The organism is Coprococcus sp. OM04-5BH (assembly GCF_003482105.1).
Taxonomy (GTDB): Bacteria; Bacillota; Clostridia; order Lachnospirales; family Lachnospiraceae; genus Coprococcus.
Genome location: NZ_QULM01000006.1, coordinates 98,905 through 117,506, shown reverse-complemented (window position 1 = coordinate 117,506; position 18,602 = coordinate 98,905). Strand labels below are relative to the sequence as shown.

Annotated in this window: 13 protein-coding genes, 1 pseudogene and 1 other annotated feature (1 of these 15 running past the window's edge); all 14 genes and pseudogenes read left to right on the top strand. The window is 42.4% G+C overall.

From position 1 onward, the window contains the following. Positions 1-48 (top strand) — a sequence feature (ribosomal protein L10 leader region) (it extends 90 nt beyond the left edge of the window). Positions 49-76: 28 nt separating this feature from the next. The 14 genes and pseudogenes from rplJ (at position 77) to DXB54_RS10715 (ending at position 18,396) form a co-directional block, all read left to right on the top strand. Further along, entirely contained in the window at positions 77-565 is a 489-nt protein-coding gene (rplJ, locus tag DXB54_RS10780; RefSeq protein WP_021937982.1) for a 50S ribosomal protein L10, read from the top strand. A gap of 82 nt (positions 566-647) precedes the next feature. Continuing rightward, positions 648-1,004 (top strand): 50S ribosomal protein L7/L12, encoded by a 357-nt coding sequence (rplL, locus tag DXB54_RS10775; RefSeq protein WP_021937983.1) that lies wholly within the window; start codon positions 648-650, stop codon positions 1,002-1,004. A 338-nt stretch (positions 1,005-1,342) separates the two neighbouring features. Further along, a complete protein-coding gene (rpoB, locus tag DXB54_RS10770) occupies positions 1,343-5,188 on the top strand; it encodes a DNA-directed RNA polymerase subunit beta (RefSeq protein ID WP_118695178.1) in 3,846 nt (1,281 codons plus the stop codon). Positions 5,189-5,206: 18 nt separating this feature from the next. Then, the gene (gene rpoC / locus DXB54_RS10765; protein WP_021937985.1) at positions 5,207-8,974 is read left to right on the top strand and encodes a DNA-directed RNA polymerase subunit beta'; all 3,768 of its coding nucleotides are present in this window, start codon (positions 5,207-5,209) and stop codon (positions 8,972-8,974) included. Between the two features lie 202 nt (positions 8,975-9,176). After that, positions 9,177-9,599: a 30S ribosomal protein S12 gene (gene rpsL, locus DXB54_RS10760; protein WP_118695177.1), complete on the top strand. Its 423-nt coding sequence runs from the start codon at positions 9,177-9,179 to the stop codon at positions 9,597-9,599. Between the two features lie 214 nt (positions 9,600-9,813). Then, positions 9,814-10,284, top strand: coding sequence for a 30S ribosomal protein S7 (rpsG, locus tag DXB54_RS10755; protein ID WP_118695176.1), 471 nt, complete (start codon positions 9,814-9,816; stop codon positions 10,282-10,284). 39 nt (positions 10,285-10,323) lie between these two features. After that, positions 10,324-12,444: an elongation factor G gene (fusA, locus tag DXB54_RS10750; RefSeq protein ID WP_118695175.1), complete on the top strand. Its 2,121-nt coding sequence runs from the start codon at positions 10,324-10,326 to the stop codon at positions 12,442-12,444. 238 nt (positions 12,445-12,682) lie between these two features. Continuing rightward, on the top strand, positions 12,683-13,870 hold the full coding sequence (tuf, locus tag DXB54_RS10745) for an elongation factor Tu (RefSeq protein ID WP_118695174.1): 1,188 nt from the start codon (positions 12,683-12,685) through the stop codon (positions 13,868-13,870). 204 nt (positions 13,871-14,074) lie between these two features. Beyond that, positions 14,075-14,695, top strand: coding sequence for an NUDIX hydrolase N-terminal domain-containing protein (locus tag DXB54_RS10740; RefSeq protein ID WP_021938607.1), 621 nt, complete (start codon positions 14,075-14,077; stop codon positions 14,693-14,695). A gap of 106 nt (positions 14,696-14,801) precedes the next feature. Then, the gene (locus DXB54_RS10735; protein ID WP_021938608.1) at positions 14,802-15,626 is read left to right on the top strand and encodes a pyridoxamine kinase; all 825 of its coding nucleotides are present in this window, start codon (positions 14,802-14,804) and stop codon (positions 15,624-15,626) included. Further along, the gene (locus tag DXB54_RS10730; RefSeq protein ID WP_118695173.1) at positions 15,626-15,889 is read left to right on the top strand and encodes a TIGR04076 family protein; all 264 of its coding nucleotides are present in this window, start codon (positions 15,626-15,628) and stop codon (positions 15,887-15,889) included. The genes DXB54_RS10735 and DXB54_RS10730 overlap by 1 nt, the downstream gene beginning before the upstream one ends. A gap of 35 nt (positions 15,890-15,924) precedes the next feature. Beyond that, positions 15,925-16,899: a choloylglycine hydrolase gene (bsh, locus tag DXB54_RS10725; protein WP_118695172.1), complete on the top strand. Its 975-nt coding sequence runs from the start codon at positions 15,925-15,927 to the stop codon at positions 16,897-16,899. A 297-nt stretch (positions 16,900-17,196) separates the two neighbouring features. Continuing rightward, positions 17,197-17,547: pseudogene (locus DXB54_RS10720) on the top strand (CidA/LrgA family protein); the annotation flags it as partial. 156 nt (positions 17,548-17,703) lie between these two features. Next, positions 17,704-18,396, top strand: coding sequence for an LrgB family protein (locus DXB54_RS10715; protein ID WP_021938612.1), 693 nt, complete (start codon positions 17,704-17,706; stop codon positions 18,394-18,396). Positions 18,397-18,602: the final 206 nt, after the last annotated feature.

Here is an 18,602-nt window from a genome sequence, read left to right as displayed (position 1 = left end):
AACTATATGCTCTCTGTCTTTTGGACAGGGAGCTTTCTTTATATGTGCAGTCATTAGTAAAATAAGGAGGCGCATTATGGCAAAGGTAGAGATTAAGAAGCCTGTAGTAGATGAGATCAAGGCAAACTTAGAAGGTGCTGCAACAGCAGTTGTTGTAGATTACCGTGGACTTACAGTTGAGCAGGATACTGCACTTCGTAAGGCACTCAGAGAAGCTGGTGTTGTATACAAGGTATACAAGAACACAATGGTCAACTTCGCTATCGAGGGAACAGAATTCGAGGGATTAAAGCCAACACTTGAAGGACCTACAGGACTTGCTATTTGTAAGGATGACGCTACAGCAGCAGCGAGAATCCTTGCTGATTTCGCTAAGAACGCTCCTGCTCTTGAGTTAAAGGGCGGTGTTGTTGAAGGTGTGTTCTATGATGCAGCAGGTATCAATGAGATCGCAAAGATCCCATCAAGAACAGAACTTCTTTCAAAGTTCCTTGGAAGCATCCAGTCACCAATTACAAACTTTGCAAGAGTTATCAAGCAGATTGCAGAGCAGAAGGAAGCTTAGGATTTATAATCAGAATTTATTATTTCTGTATATTAATGCAGAAGAACGAACAAAAAATATTTAATTAATGGAGGAAATTAAAATGACAACTCAGGAAATTATTGAAGTAATCAAAGGTTTATCAGTTTTAGAGTTAAATGATCTTGTTAAGGCATGTGAAGAGGAATTCGGCGTATCAGCAGCAGCTGGTGTTGTAGTTGCAGCAGGTGGAGCAGCTCCAGCAGCAGAGGAGAAGGATTCATTCGACGTTGAGCTTACAGAGGGCTCAGGCGTTCCTGTAATCAAGGCTGTTCGTGAGATCACAGGTGCTGGTCTTAAGGAAGCTAAGGATATGGTAACAGGAGCTCCTACAGTAATTAAGGAAGGCGCTTCTAAGGAAGAGGCTGAGGAGATCAAGAAGAAGCTTGAGGAAGTTGGAGCTAAGGTTACATTAAAGTAATTTTAACAGATTTATAAATCTGAATATTTTTCGGTTTGGCCGACCTCTGAGTCGGTCAGACCGTTTTTTCATCTATATGAATTGACAGATTGCTGATAAATGGTGATCAATAAAGACGGATAAAATCCTAATTTCTAAAATCTTAAAAAATCTAAAGAACAAATTAAAAAAAATCCAATTAAGTGTTGACAATTTAATAGATACATGGTAGCATGATATAATGTCACTATTGTGGGTTGGTTTGCTCACGCATAGGACGCGGCTTTATTTTAGTTATGCGCAGATAATTTGGCCAAATTAAAGCTTGAAAAATAAATTCCAAGGGGTGAATGTGTCAGATGGAAAAGAACAGAATTAATCCTGTCGAATCCGGTAATGGAATCAGAATGAGCTACGCTAAGCAGAAAGATGTTCTCGAGATGCCTAACTTTATTGAGGTGCAGAAGAACTCTTACAAGTGGTTCCTTGAAGATGGCCTTAAAGAGGTATTTAGAGATATTTCTCCAATTACTGATTATACAGGTCAGCTTAGTCTGGAATTTGTAGACTTCCAGTTGTGTGAAGATGATGTTAAGTACAGTATCGAGGAATGTAAGGAAAGAGATGCAACTTATGCAGCACCTATGAAGGTTAAGGTTCGTCTCAGAACAAACGATGCAAAGGATATGCCTGAGCATGAAATATTCATGGGCGATCTTCCTATTATGACAGAAACTGGTACTTTTGTAATTAATGGTGCAGAACGTGTAATTGTAAGCCAGTTAGTACGTTCACCTGGTATATATTATGATATTACACATGATAAGATCGGTAAGAAATTATATTCATGTACAGTAATACCAAACAGAGGTGCATGGTTAGAGTACGAGACAGACTCTAATGATGTTTTCTCAGTGCGTGTGGACAGAACAAGAAAGGTACCTATCACAGTACTTATCCGTTCATTAGGAATCGGTACAAATGCCGAGATCATAGATTTGTTTGGCGAGGAGCCTAAGATTCTTGCAAGTATAGAAAAGGATCCATCTGATAACTATCAGGATGGTCTTCTTGAGTTATATAAGAAGATCAGACCGGGCGAGCCACTTGCAGTAGAAAGTGCAGAGAGCCTTATCAATGCAATGTTCTTTGATCCTAGAAGGTATGACCTTGCTAAGGTCGGACGTTACAAGTTTAATAAGAAACTTTCATTTAAGAGCAGACTTGCAGGACAGGTGCTTGCAGAGGACGCTATCGATCCTTCCACAGGTGAGATTATCGCTCCGGCAGGTGAGACTCTTACAAAGGAAGTTGCGGAGGAGATCCAGGATGCTGCTGTTCCATATGTTATGGTGCAGACAGAGGAGAGAAATGTTAAGGTTCTTTCAAATATGGCGGTAGACGCATCAAAGTATGTTGGATTTGATCCTAAGGAAATAGGAATTTCAGAGGATGTATATTATCCTGAGCTTGTAAAACTTCTTGAGGAGTATGATGACGAAGAAGAACTCAAGAAGGCAATGGAGAGAGATATTAACAATCTTGTTCCAAAGCATATTACAAAAGAAGACATTATTGCTTCTATAAACTATAACATTCACCTTGAATATGGTATCGGAACAAAGGATGATATCGATCACCTTGGAAACAGACGTATAAGAGCTGTTGGAGAGCTTCTCCAGAACCAGTACAGAATCGGTCTTTCAAGACTTGAGAGAGTGGTAAGAGAGAGAATGACAACTCAGGATATTGAGTCAATAACTCCACAGTCACTTATAAATATCAAGCCTGTAACAGCAGCTATCAAGGAGTTCTTTGGCAGTTCACAGCTGTCACAGTTCATGGACCAGAACAACCCGCTGTCAGAGCTTACACATAAGAGAAGACTTTCAGCCCTTGGTCCTGGCGGTCTTTCACGAGACAGAGCCGGATTCGAGGTTCGAGATGTTCACTATACACATTATGGTAGAATGTGTCCTATCGAGACACCTGAAGGTCCTAACATCGGACTTATTAACTCTCTTGCTACATATGCAAGGATTAATGAGTATGGTTTCGTAGAAGCTCCATACAGAAAGCTTGACAAGACAGATCCTTCAAATCCTGTCGTTACTGATGAGGTTATCTACCTTACAGCAGACGAGGAGGATAATTACAGAGTAGTACAGGCTAACGAACAGATAGATGAGGACGGACACTTTGTTAAAAACACAGTATCCGGTCGTTTCAGAGAGGATACAACTGAGTTCCCTAAGTCAAAGGTTGATCTTATGGATGTATCACCTAAGATGGTATTCTCAGTTGCTACATCAATGATCCCATTCCTTCAGAACGATGATGCTAACCGTGCCCTCATGGGTTCTAACATGCAGCGTCAGGCGGTTCCTCTTATGCTTACAGAGTCAGCAGTTGTAGGAACAGGAATGGAAGCAAAGGCTGCCGTAGACTCAGGTGTCTGTGTAGTGGCTAAGAGAGATGGTGTGGTTGAGTATTCAACAAGCACAGAGATATGTATTAAGGCAGACGATGGAAATAAGGATGTATACCATATAATCAAGTTCGCAAGAAGTAACCAGGGTAACTGTATGAACCAGAGACCTATCGTATTCAAGGGTGATCGTGTTAAGGCAGGTCAGGTTATTGCTGATGGACCTTCAACATCCGGTGGTGAGATCGCACTTGGTAAGAACCCACTTATCGGTTTCATGACATGGGAAGGATACAACTACGAGGATGCGGTTCTTCTCAGTGAGAGACTTGTAAGAGATGATGTATATACATCTATTCACATTGAAGAGTATGAGTGCGAAGCGAGAGACACGAAGCTTGGACAGGAAGAGATTACAAGAGATCTTGCAGGACTTTCCAATGATGCACTTAAGGATCTTGATGAGAATGGTATCATCAGAATAGGTGCTGAGGTCCGTGCCGGAGATATCCTTGTAGGTAAGGTTACTCCTAAGGGAGAGACAGAGCTTACAGCAGAGGAGAGACTTCTTCGTGCAATCTTCGGTGAAAAGGCAAGAGAAGTAAGAGATACATCACTTAAGGTTCCACACGGAGCTTTCGGTGTTGTTATGGATACAAAGATATTTACCAGGGAGAACGGAGACGAGCTTCCACCTGGAGTAAATAAGTCAGTACGAGTTTATATAGCACAGAAGAGAAAGATCCAGGTGGGAGATAAGATGGCCGGCCGACATGGTAACAAGGGTGTAATTTCCCGTGTGCTTCCTGTAGAAGATATGCCATTCCTTCCAAATGGACGTCCTCTTGATATCGTGCTTAACCCACTGGGCGTTCCTTCCCGAATGAACATCGGACAGGTTCTTGAGATCCATCTTGGACTTGCTTCCCAGGTTCTCGGATTTAAGGTATCAACTCCTGTATTTAACGGTGCAGACGAGTACGATATTATGGACACTCTTGAGATGGCAAATGATTATGCAAATTCAGAATGGGATGAGTTCCATGACAAGTATGTGGATAAGATCTCAGATGAGGTTATGAATTACCTCTGGGAGAACAGAGACCACAGAGAAGAGTGGAAGGGCGTTCCAATAGACAGAACCGGTAAGGTACAGCTTAGAGATGGTAGAACAGGTGAGGAATTTGACAGTCCTGTAACTATTGGTTACATGCATTACCTGAAGCTCCACCATCTGGTTGATGATAAGATCCATGCCCGTTCAACAGGTCCATACTCACTGGTAACACAGCAGCCACTTGGTGGTAAGGCTCAGTTCGGTGGACAGAGATTTGGTGAGATGGAGGTTTGGGCTCTTGAGGCGTATGGTGCTTCATACACACTTCAGGAGATCCTTACAGTTAAGTCTGATGATGTTATCGGACGTGTTAAGACCTACGAGGCTATCATCAAGGGTGAGAATATCCCTACACCTGGTATACCGGAGTCATTCAAGGTACTTCTTAAGGAGTTCCAGTCACTTGGTCTTGATGTAAGAGTGGTTAAGGAAGATATGACAGAGGTTGATCTCGGTGAGACAATAGAGAGCTATGATGAGAATGTTAAGAGAATGATCGATGTAGAGCGTTCTGACGTAGACGGTTCAGAGTTCGAGCAGGCAGGCTTCTCAGGAACAGATGAGAATGATGAACTTACATCTCTCACAGAAGATGAGTACACAGATGACAGCTACACAGATGAAACATTTGAAGATAGCTATGATGATGATAATTTTTAAAGAAGGGAGATCGTAAAAATGCCAGAGAATAATTATGATGCTGCTGAACAGGAACAGGCATTAAGCTTTGATGCAATTAGAATTGGACTTGCATCTCCTGACAAGATTAGAGAGTGGTCTCATGGTGAGGTAAAGAAGCCGGAGACTATTAACTACAGAACACTTAAGCCTGAGAAAGACGGTTTGTTCTGCGAGAGAATATTTGGACCAAGCAAGGACTGGGAATGTCATTGCGGTAAGTACAAGAAGATCAGATATAAAGGTATCATCTGTGACAGATGTGGCGTTGAGGTTACAAAGTCTAACGTGCGTAGAGAGCGTATGGGACATATTGAGCTTGCAGCCCCTGTATCACATATTTGGTATTTCAAGGGAATCCCTAGCAGAATGGGTCTTATTCTTGATATATCACCAAGGGTACTTGAGAAGGTCCTGTACTTCGCTTCATATATAGTACTTGATCCTGGAAATACAAGCCTTATGTACAAGCAGGTCTTAACTGAGCAGGAGTTCAGAAAGGCTGAGGAAGACTTCGGATATTCGGCATTCCGTGCAGGCATGGGTGCAGAATCTGTTAAGGAACTTCTCCAGAATGTAGACCTTGATAAGGAAAGCGAAGAGTTAAAGGCTGAGCTTGCTAACTCAAGCGGACAGAAGAGAGCAAGGATCATTAAGAGACTTGAGGCTGTAGAAGCCTTCAGAAATTCAGAGAACAGACCTGAATGGATGATAATGGATGTTATTCCTGTAATACCACCTGATATCAGACCTATGGTACAGCTTGATGGTGGAAGATTTGCTACATCAGATCTTAATGATCTCTACAGAAGAATTATAAACAGAAATAACAGACTTAAGAGATTACTTGAGCTTGGAGCACCTGACATCATCGTAAGAAATGAGAAGAGAATGCTTCAGGAAGCAGTAGATGCTCTTATAGATAACGGCAGAAGAGGCCGTGCAGTAACAGGTCCTGGTAACAGAGCTCTGAAGTCACTTTCAGATATGTTAAAGGGTAAGCAGGGACGTTTCCGTCAGAACCTTCTCGGTAAGCGAGTTGACTACTCAGGACGTTCGGTTATCGTCGTAGGACCGGAACTTAAGATCTATCAGTGTGGACTTCCTAAGGAGATGGCTATTGAGCTGTTCAAGCCATTTGTTATGAAGGAACTCACAGCCAGCGGTATTGCAAATAATATCAAGGCAGCAAAGAAGATGGTGGAGAAGCTTGAACCGGAAGTTTGGGATGTGCTTGAGGATGTTATCAAAGAGCATCCGGTTATGTTAAACCGTGCTCCTACACTCCACAGACTTGGTATACAGGCATTCGAGCCAATACTTGTAGAGGGTAAGGCTATTAAGCTTCATCCACTTGTATGTACAGCTTTCAATGCGGACTTCGATGGAGACCAGATGGCTGTCCACCTTCCGCTTACAGTTGAGGCACAGGCCGAGTGCAGATTCCTTCTGCTTTCACCTAACAACCTTCTTAAGCCTTCAGACGGTGCACCTGTAGCAGTTCCTTCACAGGATATGGTACTTGGTATGTACTATCTTACAATGGAGAAGGATGGCGAGATCGGAGAAGGTAAGTACTTTAAGTCAAAGAATGAAGCTATCCTTGCGTATGAGAACAAGGAGATCACACTTCACTCAAAGATACATGTAAGAAGAAGTGTTACAAGAGATAACGGAGAAGTTATAACAGGTGTTATTGATACAACACTTGGACGTCTTCTCTTCAATGAGATCATTCCACAGGATCTCGGCTATGTAGACAGAGAGAATCCTGAAAATGCATTAAAGCTTGAGATTGATTTCCATGTTGGTAAGAAGCAGCTTAAGCCAATACTTGATAAGTGTATCAACATACATGGTGCTACAAAGACCGCAGAGGTTCTTGACCATGTAAAGGCTATAGGTTACAAGTACTCAACAGTTGGAGCTATATCAGTTTCAATTTCAGATATGAAGGTGCCTGAGTCAAAGAAGCAGATTCTTTCAGAAGCTCAGGACAAGGTTGATGGAATTACAAAGAAGTACAGAAGGGGTCTTCTTACTGATGAAGAGAGATATCTGTCAGTAGTAGGTGTCTGGGAAGCAGCAGATAAGGAACTTACAAAGGCACTTCTTGGCGGCCTTGACAAGTACAACAATATATTCATGATGGCTGATTCCGGTGCCCGTGGTTCTAACCAGCAGATCAAGCAGCTTGCAGGTATGCGAGGACTTATGGCAGATACAACAGGACGTACTATCGAGCTTCCTATCAAGTCTAACTTCCGTGAAGGTCTTGACGTTCTGGAGTACTTTATTTCAGCTCATGGTGCTCGTAAGGGTCTGTCAGATACAGCTCTTCGTACAGCCGATTCAGGATACCTTACAAGAAGACTTGTAGATGTATCACAGGATCTTATAATCAGAGAGCCTGATTGTTGTGCAGGAAAAGATTTCATTCCTGGCATGGAAGTAGAAGCTTTCATGGAAGGAAAGGAAGTTATAGAGGACTTCAAGGAAAGAATCACAGGAAGATACCTTGCTGAGCCGGTTTATGACGCAGAGGGTAATCTCCTTGTTAAGCAGAATCACATGGTATATCCAAAGAGAGCTGAGCTTATTCTCAAGAAGGGTGTTGACAGGAATGGAGTTCCATTCCTTGACCCGGAGACAGGATCGGCAAGACGTGATGCAAAGCTTAAGATCAGAACTATCCTTACATGTAAATCACACATCGGTGTATGTGCTAAGTGTTATGGCGCTAACATGGCAACAGGTCAGCCTGTTCAGGTTGGTGAGGCTGCAGGTATCATTGCTGCCCAGTCAATCGGTGAGCCTGGTACACAGCTTACAATGAGAACCTTCCATACTGGTGGTGTTGCCGGTGATGATATTACACAGGGTCTTCCTAGAGTAGAGGAGTTATTCGAGGCAAGAAAGCCAAAGGGACTTGCAATCATCGCAGAGTTCGGCGGTAAGGTTCAGCTTCGTGATAACAAGAAGAAGAGAGAAGTAGTTATCACAAATGACGAAACAGGCGAGTCAAAGGCATACCTTATACCTTATGGTTCACGTATCAAGGTTATGGATGATCAGGTTCTTGAAGCCGGTGATGAGCTTACAGAGGGTTCAGTAAATCCACATGATATCCTTAAGATCAAGGGTGTTCGTGCAGTTCAGGATTACATGCTCCGTGAGGTTCAGAGAGTTTACAGACTTCAGGGTGTTGATATCAACGATAAGCATATCGAGATCATAGTAAGACAGATGCTTAAGAAGATAAGGATCGAAGACAACGGAGATTCCAATTATCTTCCTGGCACACTTGTTGATATTCTTGATTTTGAGGATACAAATGAGAGACTTGTAGCAGAGGGCAAGACTCCTGCAGAAGGAAGCCGGGTAATGCTTGGTATTACAAAGGCGTCACTTGCAACAGATTCGTTCATGTCAGCAGCTTCATTCCAGGAGACAACTAAGGTTCTTACTGACGCTGCTATCAAGAGCAAAGTTGATCCGCTTATCGGTCTCAAGGAGAACGTTATCATTGGTAAGCTGATTCCGGCAGGTACAGGTATGAAGAGATATCGTTCAGTAAAGCTTGATACAGAGATGGATGAGATTAATTTCCAGGATGACGACGAGATCAACTTTGATGATCTTGGCGAAATCGAGGATGTGAATGAAGAGACTCAGACAGAGGAAGCGGTTGATGAGGTGGCAGAGGCAGACACTGAAGCCGAGACAGATGCGGAAGCCGAGACTGTTGAGACAGGCGTTACTGAGTAAGTTTCATTTTAATAAAGACTTATATGTGTGACGGGTTTTGTGTCGGATTATGAAGAAAATGCACAAATATTTGACTGCAATTTCTGAAGATTTTAGTCATAAGACTACTTGACATACCATAAACGCAAATATATAATAGTAGGGCATGCGTAGAAATCGCATGTTCTACTATTTTTTTAATTTATATACAGGAGGTGAAAACATGCCTACATTTAACCAGTTAGTTAGAAAAGGAAGACAGACAGTTGAGAAGAAGTCAACTGCACCAGCTCTTCAGAGAAGTTTCAACTCTCTCAAGAAGAAGCCTATCGAGACAAGCTCACCACAGAAGAGAGGAGTTTGTACAGCAGTTAAGACAGCTACTCCTAAGAAGCCTAACTCAGCTCTTAGAAAGATTGCCAGAGTTCGTTTATCAAACGGTATCGAAGTAACAAGTTATATTCCAGGTGAAGGACATAACCTTCAGGAGCATAGCGTAGTTCTTATCCGTGGTGGTAGAGTAAAGGACTTACCTGGTACAAGATACCATATCATCAGAGGTACTCTTGATACAGCAGGTGTAGCAAAGAGACGTCAGGCTCGTTCTAAGTATGGTGCTAAGCGTCCAAAAGATGCTAAGAAGTAATTCATACTGAGAGTTAGAATTTTCAAAAAATCAGTGTGCTGGTAAAGGTTTTGTTTTTACTATTTAATTATAGAAGAATTAAGCAATAAACAGCACGAAACGCATATTTGCAGACAGGTTAGTATTTCCGTGGCGTGTTACATGGAGAGAAGGATATCTGCCCGTGAAATATGTGAGTACCTAAGAATTAATAAATATTAAGGAGGGAAGAACCGTGCCACGTAAAGGACATATCGCAAAGAGAGACGTATTAGCGGATCCAATTTACAATAACAAGGTGGTTACAAAGCTTATCAACAACATCATGTTAGATGGTAAGAAGGGTGTAGCCCAGAAGATTGTTTACGGTGCATTTGACCGTATTGCAAATGAGACTGGTAAGGATGCTTTAGAGGTTTTCGACGAGGCTATGAACAATATCATGCCATTACTCGAGGTTAAGGCAAGACGTATCGGTGGTGCAACATATCAGGTACCTATCGATGTAAGACCAGACAGAAGACAGGCTCTCGGACTTCGTTGGTTAACAACTTTCTCACGTGCCAGAAGTGAGAAGACAATGGAAGAGAGACTTGCTAAGGAGATTATGGATGCTGCAAACAACACAGGTGCATCTGTAAAGAGAAAAGAAGATATGCACAAGATGGCAGAGGCAAACAAGGCGTTTGCTCACTACAGATTCTAATCTGGGCTATCTGCAGAATAATAAAAGGAGGACAATCCGTTGGCTGGAAGAGAATATCCATTGGACAGAACAAGAAACATTGGTATTATGGCTCATATCGATGCTGGTAAGACTACTCTTACAGAGAGAATTCTTTACTATACCGGTGTTAACTATAAAATTGGTGATACTCATGATGGTACAGCAACTATGGACTGGATGGAGCAGGAGCAGGAGAGAGGTATCACAATCACTTCCGCTGCTACAACATGTCACTGGACATTAGAGGATCATCACAAACCAAAGGCTGGAGCTTTAGAGCACAGAATCAACATCATTGATACTCCGGGACACGTTGACTTCACTGTTGAGGTTGAGCGTTCACTCCGTGTACTTGATGGTGCTGTTGGTGTATTCGATGCTAAGGCTGGTGTAGAGCCACAGTCAGAGAATGTATGGCGTCAGGCTGACACATATAATGTTCCACGTATGGCATTCATCAACAAGATGGATAAAATGGGTGCTGATTTCTTCTATTCAGTACAGACAATTATCGATCGTCTTGGAAAGAATGCAATTCCAGTACAGATTCCTATCGGAAAAGAGTCAGACTTCATCGGTCTTATCGACTTATTTGAGATGGAAGCTTACTATTACAAAGATGACAAGGGCGAAGACATCGAGATTACAACAATCCCTGATGACTTAAAGGCTGATGCCGATAAGTGGCATGAGAACCTTGTTGAGAAGATCTGCGAGTTAGATGATGATTTAATGATGCAGTATCTTGAGGGTGAAGAGCCTTCAATAGAGGATATGAAGAAAGTTCTTCGTAGAGCTACTATTGCTTGTGAGGCAGTTCCGGTATTCCTTGGTTCAGCTTACAAGAATAAGGGCGTTCAGAAGATGCTTGATGGTGTAATCGAGTACATGCCAGCTCCTACAGATATTCCTGATATCACAGGAGTTGATCCTGAGGGAAATGCTGTTGTTCGTCATTCATCAGATGAGGAGCCATTCTCAGCGTTAGCATTCAAGATCATGACAGACCCATTCGTTGGTAAGTTAGCATTCTTCAGAGTTTACTCAGGTACATTGAATTCAGGTTCATATGTACTCAACGCTACAAAGGATAAGAAAGAGCGTGTAGGACGTATCGTACAGATGCATGCGAATGCTCGTAAGGAAATTGATAAGGTTTACGCCGGTGATATCGCTGCTGCTGTAGGTTTCAAGCTTACAACAACAGGTGATACAATCTGTGATGAGCAGCACCCGGTAATCCTCGAGTCAATGGAATTCCCAGAGCCAGTTATCGAGCTTGCTATCGAGCCTAAGACAAAGAATGATCAGGGTAAGATGGGCGAGGCTCTTGCAAAGCTTGCTGAGGAGGATCCTACATTCAGAGCACATACAGATAAAGAAACAGGACAGACAATCATCGCTGGTATGGGTGAGCTTCACCTTGAGGTTATTGTTGACCGTCTTCTTCGTGAGTTCAAGGTTGAGGCTAACGTAGGTGCACCTCAGGTTGCTTACAAAGAGACATTTACCAAGGCAGTTGACGTTGATAGCAAGTATGCTAAGCAGTCAGGTGGTCGTGGTCAGTATGGTCACTGTAAGGTTAAGTTCGAGCCTATGGATCCAAATGGTGAGGAGACATTCAAGTTCGAGTCAACAGTTGTTGGTGGTGCTATTCCTAAGGAATATATCCCAGCAGTTGGTGAAGGTATCGAGGAGGCTGCTAAGGCAGGTATCCTTGGTGGATATCCGGTACTTGGTGTACATGCAAATGTATACGATGGTTCATACCATGAAGTCGATTCATCAGAAATGGCATTCCACATTGCAGGTTCTATGGCATTCAAGGATGCTATGGCTAAGGCAAACCCAGTTCTTCTTGAGCCTATCATGAAGGTTGAAGTTACAATGCCTGAGGAGTACTTAGGTGATGTAATCGGAAGCTTAAATGCTAAGAGAGGACAGATCGATGGTATGGATGATATCGGCGGTGGTAAGATCGTCAGAGCATTCGTTCCACTTGCAGAGATGTTCGGTTACTCAACAGAGCTTCGTTCATCAACACAGGGTCGTGGTAACTACTCAATGTTCTTCGAGAGATACGCACAGTGTCCAAAGAGCGTTCAGGAGAAGGTTATCGCAGCTAAGGCTGGTAAGTAATCAGATGCAGCAAAAATGCCGTGAACAGATGACCGTGAGGTCATTTGCGATGGTGATAATATAAAAAAGTATAAATTATGCCTGGCATTTGTCTGAAAAATGGCAAATGCCGGTATAATTATCCCTATAACAACTAAAAAATAGTTGAAAATATATTATATTTTTAATATAATAATTTTTAGCCAGGTCACCCAAGCACAGGGTTTTGGGGACATAATTATAAGGAGGATTTTAAATCATGGCAAAGGAAAAGTTTAATAGAAGTAAGCCACATTGTAACATTGGTACAATCGGACACGTTGACCACGGTAAAACAACTTTAACAGCAGCTATTACAAAGGTTCTTTCAGAGAGAGTAGCTGGTAACGCAGCTGTTGATTTCGCAAACATTGATAAGGCTCCAGAAGAGAGAGAAAGAGGTATCACTATCTCTACAGCTCACGTTGAGTACGAGACAGAGAAGAGACATTACGCACACGTTGACTGTCCAGGACATGCTGACTACGTTAAGAACATGATCACTGGTGCAGCTCAGATGGATGGTGCTATCCTCGTTGTTGCAGCTACAGATGGTGTTATGGCTCAGACAAAGGAGCATATCCTTCTTTCACGTCAGGTTGGTGTTCCTTACATCGTTGTATTCATGAACAAGTGTGATATGGTTGATGATGAAGAACTTCTTGAGTTAGTTGAGATGGAGATCACAGAGCAGCTTGAAGAGTACGGATTCAAAGATTGCCCAATCGTTAAGGGTTCAGCTCTTAAGGCTCTTGAAGATCCAATGGGACCTTGGGGAGACAAGATCATGGAGCTTATGGACACAATTGATTCATACATTCCAGATCCACAGAGAGCTACAGATAAGCCATTCGTTATGCCTGTAGAAGATGTATTCACAATCACAGGTCGTGGTACAGTTGCTACTGGTAGAGTAGAGGCTGGTACACTTCACCTCAATGAGGAAGTTGAAATCGTTGGTATTAAGCCAGAGATCCAGAAGACAACAGTTACTGGTATCGAGATGTTCAGAAAGCTTCTTGATGAGGCTCAGGCTGGTGATAACATCGGTGCTCTTCTTCGTGGTATCAAGAGAGAGGACATCGTAAGAGGTCAGGTTCTTTGTAAGCCAGGTTCAATCACATGTCATACAAAGTTCACAGCTCAGGTTTACGTTCTTACAAAGGACGAGGGTGGTCGTCATACACCATTCTTCAACAACTACCGTCCACAGTTCTACTTCAGAACAACTGACGTAACAGGTGTTTGTAACCTTCCAGCTGGCACAGAGATGTGCATGCCTGGTGATAACGTAGAGATGACAATCGAGCTCATCCACCCAATCGCTATGAGCCAGGGTCTTACATTCGCTATCAGAGAGGGCGGACGTACAGTAGGTTCAGGTAGAGTTGCTTCTATCATTGAGTAATCTTTACTTGAGTGATAGTTCAATAATATAAGACTTTTCAAGGGTTTCGGAGATTTATCTCCGGAACCCTTTTTTAGGTTTAAATCTAAAATTGATAAATCCTAAATTCTGTATTATTATGTTGGTAGTATAGCTTAGACGTTAATTGGAGGGGGACATTATTCGCAGTATTATGGTTCACGTTAATGATAGGCAGGTGCGGAAATGGATAAAAACGAACAATGGTTGAAATGGGCTGTGGAGCTGCAGGCATTGGCACAGAGCGGTCTGTATTATGGAAAAGATAAATTTGATATTGAGAGATACCAGCGTATAAGGGATATTGCAGCGGAGATGATATCCTATAAGACGGAGATTTCTACCGAGAAGGTGAAGGAACTGTTCTGCGGTGATGTGGGTTATCAGACTCCGAAGATTGATACAAGAGCAGCGATATTCAAGGATGGCAAGATATTGTTAGTGCATGAGGCAAACGGAACCTGGTCTTTGCCGGGGGGCTGGTGTGATGTGGATATATCCGTAGAAGAAAATACAATAAAGGAAGTTAAGGAAGAGGCTGGGCTTGACGTGAAGGTTAAGCGAGTCATAGCGGTGCAGGATCGTGAAAAGCATAATCTTCCTGTATACGCATATAAGGTGTGCAAGATATTTATGGAGTGCGAAGTGCTTGGCGGTGAATTTGCAGAGAATACAGAAACAACAGGATCTGACTATTTCGGATTAGAGGAACTGCCGGAGCTTGCCACGGAAAAGAATAACAGAGAACAGATAGAGATGTGTTTTAAGGCTGCAAAGGCAGACGTGTGGGAAGCATTGTATGATTAATAAAAATTGTGCCCATGCGTTTAAAATGCATGAACGAGGTACAAAACAGGAACATTTTTAATGGGCTGATGTTCAAAAAGAAGAGAAGTAAGAAAGAGGAGAAAACATGAGCAAAAAATTACTATTGATAAATGATATTGCAGGATACGGAAAGGTGGCACTTTCGGCAATGATCCCGGTGCTGTCACATATGAAATATGAAACCTATAATCTGCCTACAGCAGTTGTCTCAAATACATTGGACTATGGCAAATTTGATATTCTTGATACCACAGAATACATGAAGAATACCCTTAAGGTATGGGGAGAACTGGGCTTTGATTTTGACGCAGTGTCCACAGGTTTCATTGTGTCAAAGGAGCAGACAGAGCTGGTGACAGAGTTCTGTCGGGAGAAAGCGAAAAACGGAGCAGTGATATTTACAGATCCCATAATGGGGGATGATGGCAGTCTGTATAACGGAATTACTGAGGCTACGGTTGCACTTATGAGAGAACTGATTGGTGTGGCGGACTACATAGTTCCTAACTACACAGAGGCAGTGTATTTGGCAGAAAAGGAATACCAACAGGACGGGGCAACAGAAGAAGCGTTCCACGAGATCATAGACATACTAAGAGGACTTGGAGCTAAATCTGTAGTTATTACAAGTGCGAAGATCAAGGGAAATGACAGGAAGTGCGTTATAGGCTATGATCACAAGGCGGAGGAGTACTTTAAGATAGAATTTGACGAGATACCGGTAAGATTTCCGGGAACAGGGGATATATTCTCAGCAGTATTTATGGGCAGGATCATGGATGGAGAAAGCTTATGCCATGCCACTGAGACAGCCATGAATGTGGTCAGGTATATGATAGAAAAGAATGCAGATAATGTAGATAAATACAAAGGTATTCCCATCGAAACCTGTCTGGAGGTTATAGGATAATGAAGAGACCAAAGATAAGGATAACATTGATAGATCAGAAGGGAACCATGGGCTGTCATAGAGGACATAAGATCGGTGATTCCTACGATTTTGATACTGAACGAGGGATGTTGTGTCCAATGGCAATGCATGTGGCATTTCCCTATGTGGATATATTAAGGTATGGCGGAGAGATACCCGGTCAGGAAAAGGGAACGGCGGTATTTTCGTGCCCTGATGTGGACACTTTAAATATATTTAAGATAGAAGTTGTTGAAGAGTGAGAATGTGAAATGAGCATGACTAACGGAGGTAGAGTATGTGTACAGCGGCAACCTATAAGACAAAAGATTTTTATATGGGACGGACTCTTGATTACGAGTTCTCATATGGTGAGGAGATAATTATCACACCGAGAAATTATCCTTTCAAATTCAGATATACAGGGGAGGATAGCAGCCATTATGCCATCATAGGAATGGCTCATGTGACAGATGACTATCCACTTTATTATGACGCGGTAAATGAAAAGGGTCTTGGAATGGCAGGCCTTAATTTCGTGGGAAATGCAGTCTATGGGGAGCCGGTGGACGGAAGCAAAAATGTTGCTCAGTTTGAATTTATCCCATGGATACTAAGCAAATGTGGAAACCTTGATGAGGCAAGAAAGGCACTTTCTACTTTAAATCTTGTGGGAACACCATACAGCGACAATTTCCCTGCAGCGAAGCTGCACTGGATCATAGCAGATAAAAGCGGAGCCATAACGGTAGAATCAGTGGCAGAGGGACTTAAGATATACGACAATCCGGTGGGGGTTCTTACCAACAATCCACCATTTGACCGGCAGATGTTCATGTTGAACAATTATATGCATCTGTCACCGAAGCAGCCGGAAAATATGTTCCCTGAGAATGTGGGACTTGAGACCTATAGCCGTGGCATGGGGGCACTGGGGCTTCCGGGAGATCTGTCATCAGCTTCAAGATTTGTGAGAACAGCATTTGTAAAGACAAATTCAATCTCAGGAGAAGGAGAGAATGACAGCGTTGGACAGTTCTTCCATATACTCGGCTCGGTGGATCAGCAGAGGGGCTGCTGTGAGGTGGCAGAGGGAAAATACGAGATCACCATATACACCTCATGCTGTAACGCAGATAAGGGGATTTACTATTACACCACTTATACAAATCATCAGATAACTGCGGTAGATATGCATAGGGAGAACCTGGACGGGACAAGCCTTGTGCGTTACAGAATGATCCAGGAGGAGAATATCCTAAGCCAGAATTAGGATGTGGGGATCGGAACATTCCTTATGATGAACGCAAAAATAGGGTGTGGTCACTCATAATAAAAGAATAAATGGAAAATATGCCAAATTTCGTTGACAACAGCATATGATAAGGAATAATATTGGTAGTACTGAATTGGTGCTACCAATATTTGCGTAATAAGCCTACATACAGAAATTATGCTTGCACGATAACATTTGATGACCGCCAATCAGCAGATAAAACTTGCGGGGCATGTTTTTATCGCTGTTATAAGGCGAATTTTTTGCAGGCTCAAAAGAGGAGAGAAAGAAAATATGAAATACGTAAGACAATTTTTACTGATCCTGGCGATTTCCTTTATTGGGGAATTGCTTAAATATGTACTGCCGTTACCTATACCTGCCAGTATATATGGCATGGCTATTTTATTTGCAGGGTTGATGACAGGGCTTATAAAGCTTGAGGCAGTGAAGGATACAGGCAAATTCCTTATAGAGATCATGCCGCTCATGTTTATTCCGGCAGGAGTCGGACTTATGGTGAGCTGGGGCCGGCTTAAGCCGGTGCTTGTTCCAGTGTGCGTTGTTACGGTGGTGACCATAATTACAGTAATGGCAGTGACAGGAAGAGTATCCCAGTTTGTAATAAGAAGAGACAGAAAAAGAAGAATAGCAGGAGCGGATAAGACTTCAGAAGACTTAGATGAGGCGTCAGACGAAGAGATAGGAGACATTTTGGAAGATTTGGAAGATTTGGATGATTTGGAAGACTTGGAAGGTTTAGAAAATGTCTCAGAAAATAATATGAAGGAGGGAAAATAAATGCATGAATTTTTTGAAACATCCATGTTTGCAGGGGTAACCTTAAGCCTGTTGGCATATCTGGCCGGTTCTTTATTAAAGAAAAAGTTTAAGCTTGGAATATTTAACCCTCTTTTGATTTCGATAGTATTAACGATCATCGTGCTTGTGGTAAGCAAGGTGGATTATAATACATACAATGAGGGAGCGAAGTATTTGAGCTGGCTTCTTACTCCGTCAACAGTGTGTCTTGCAATTCCCCTTTATGAACAGTGGGAGTTACTTAAGAAGAATTTCAAGGCAGTGGTGCTTGGACTGGTTGCGGGTACCATCACGAGTCTTGGAACAGTGCTGGTGCTGTCGGCGATAATGGGATTAACCCATGAGGAGTATGTGACCTTACTTCCAAAATCCATAACAACAGCTATTGGAATGGCTGTGTCCGAGGAACTTGGAGGTTATGTGACCATAACAGTTGCAGTTATTATAGTCACAGGTGTTCTTGGAAATATAATGGGCGAGCTGATATGTAAGATATTTGCCATAAGGGAGCCGATATCAAAGGGACTGGCATTTGGCTCAGCGTCCCATGCTATTGGAACTGCCAAGGCAATAGAGATCGGAGAGATAGAGGGCGCCATGAGCAGCCTTGCCATAGCTGTGTCGGGTATACTTACGGTGGTGTTGGCCACATTATTTGCAAATTTTTATTAAGACATGTCACACCAATTATTAGAAATTGTCGAATGACATATTTAGAATGACGTTAGAAAAAGCCGTTTGGTATTAACGATGGGTGATACCAGACAGGCAAACTTTAAATGGACTGATGTAAAGATTGTGTCAAGTTTTATATGAAAACTTGACATGCAGCGTCAGCCCTTTGCCGAAGGCAAATTTTAAATGGGCTGATGTTCAAA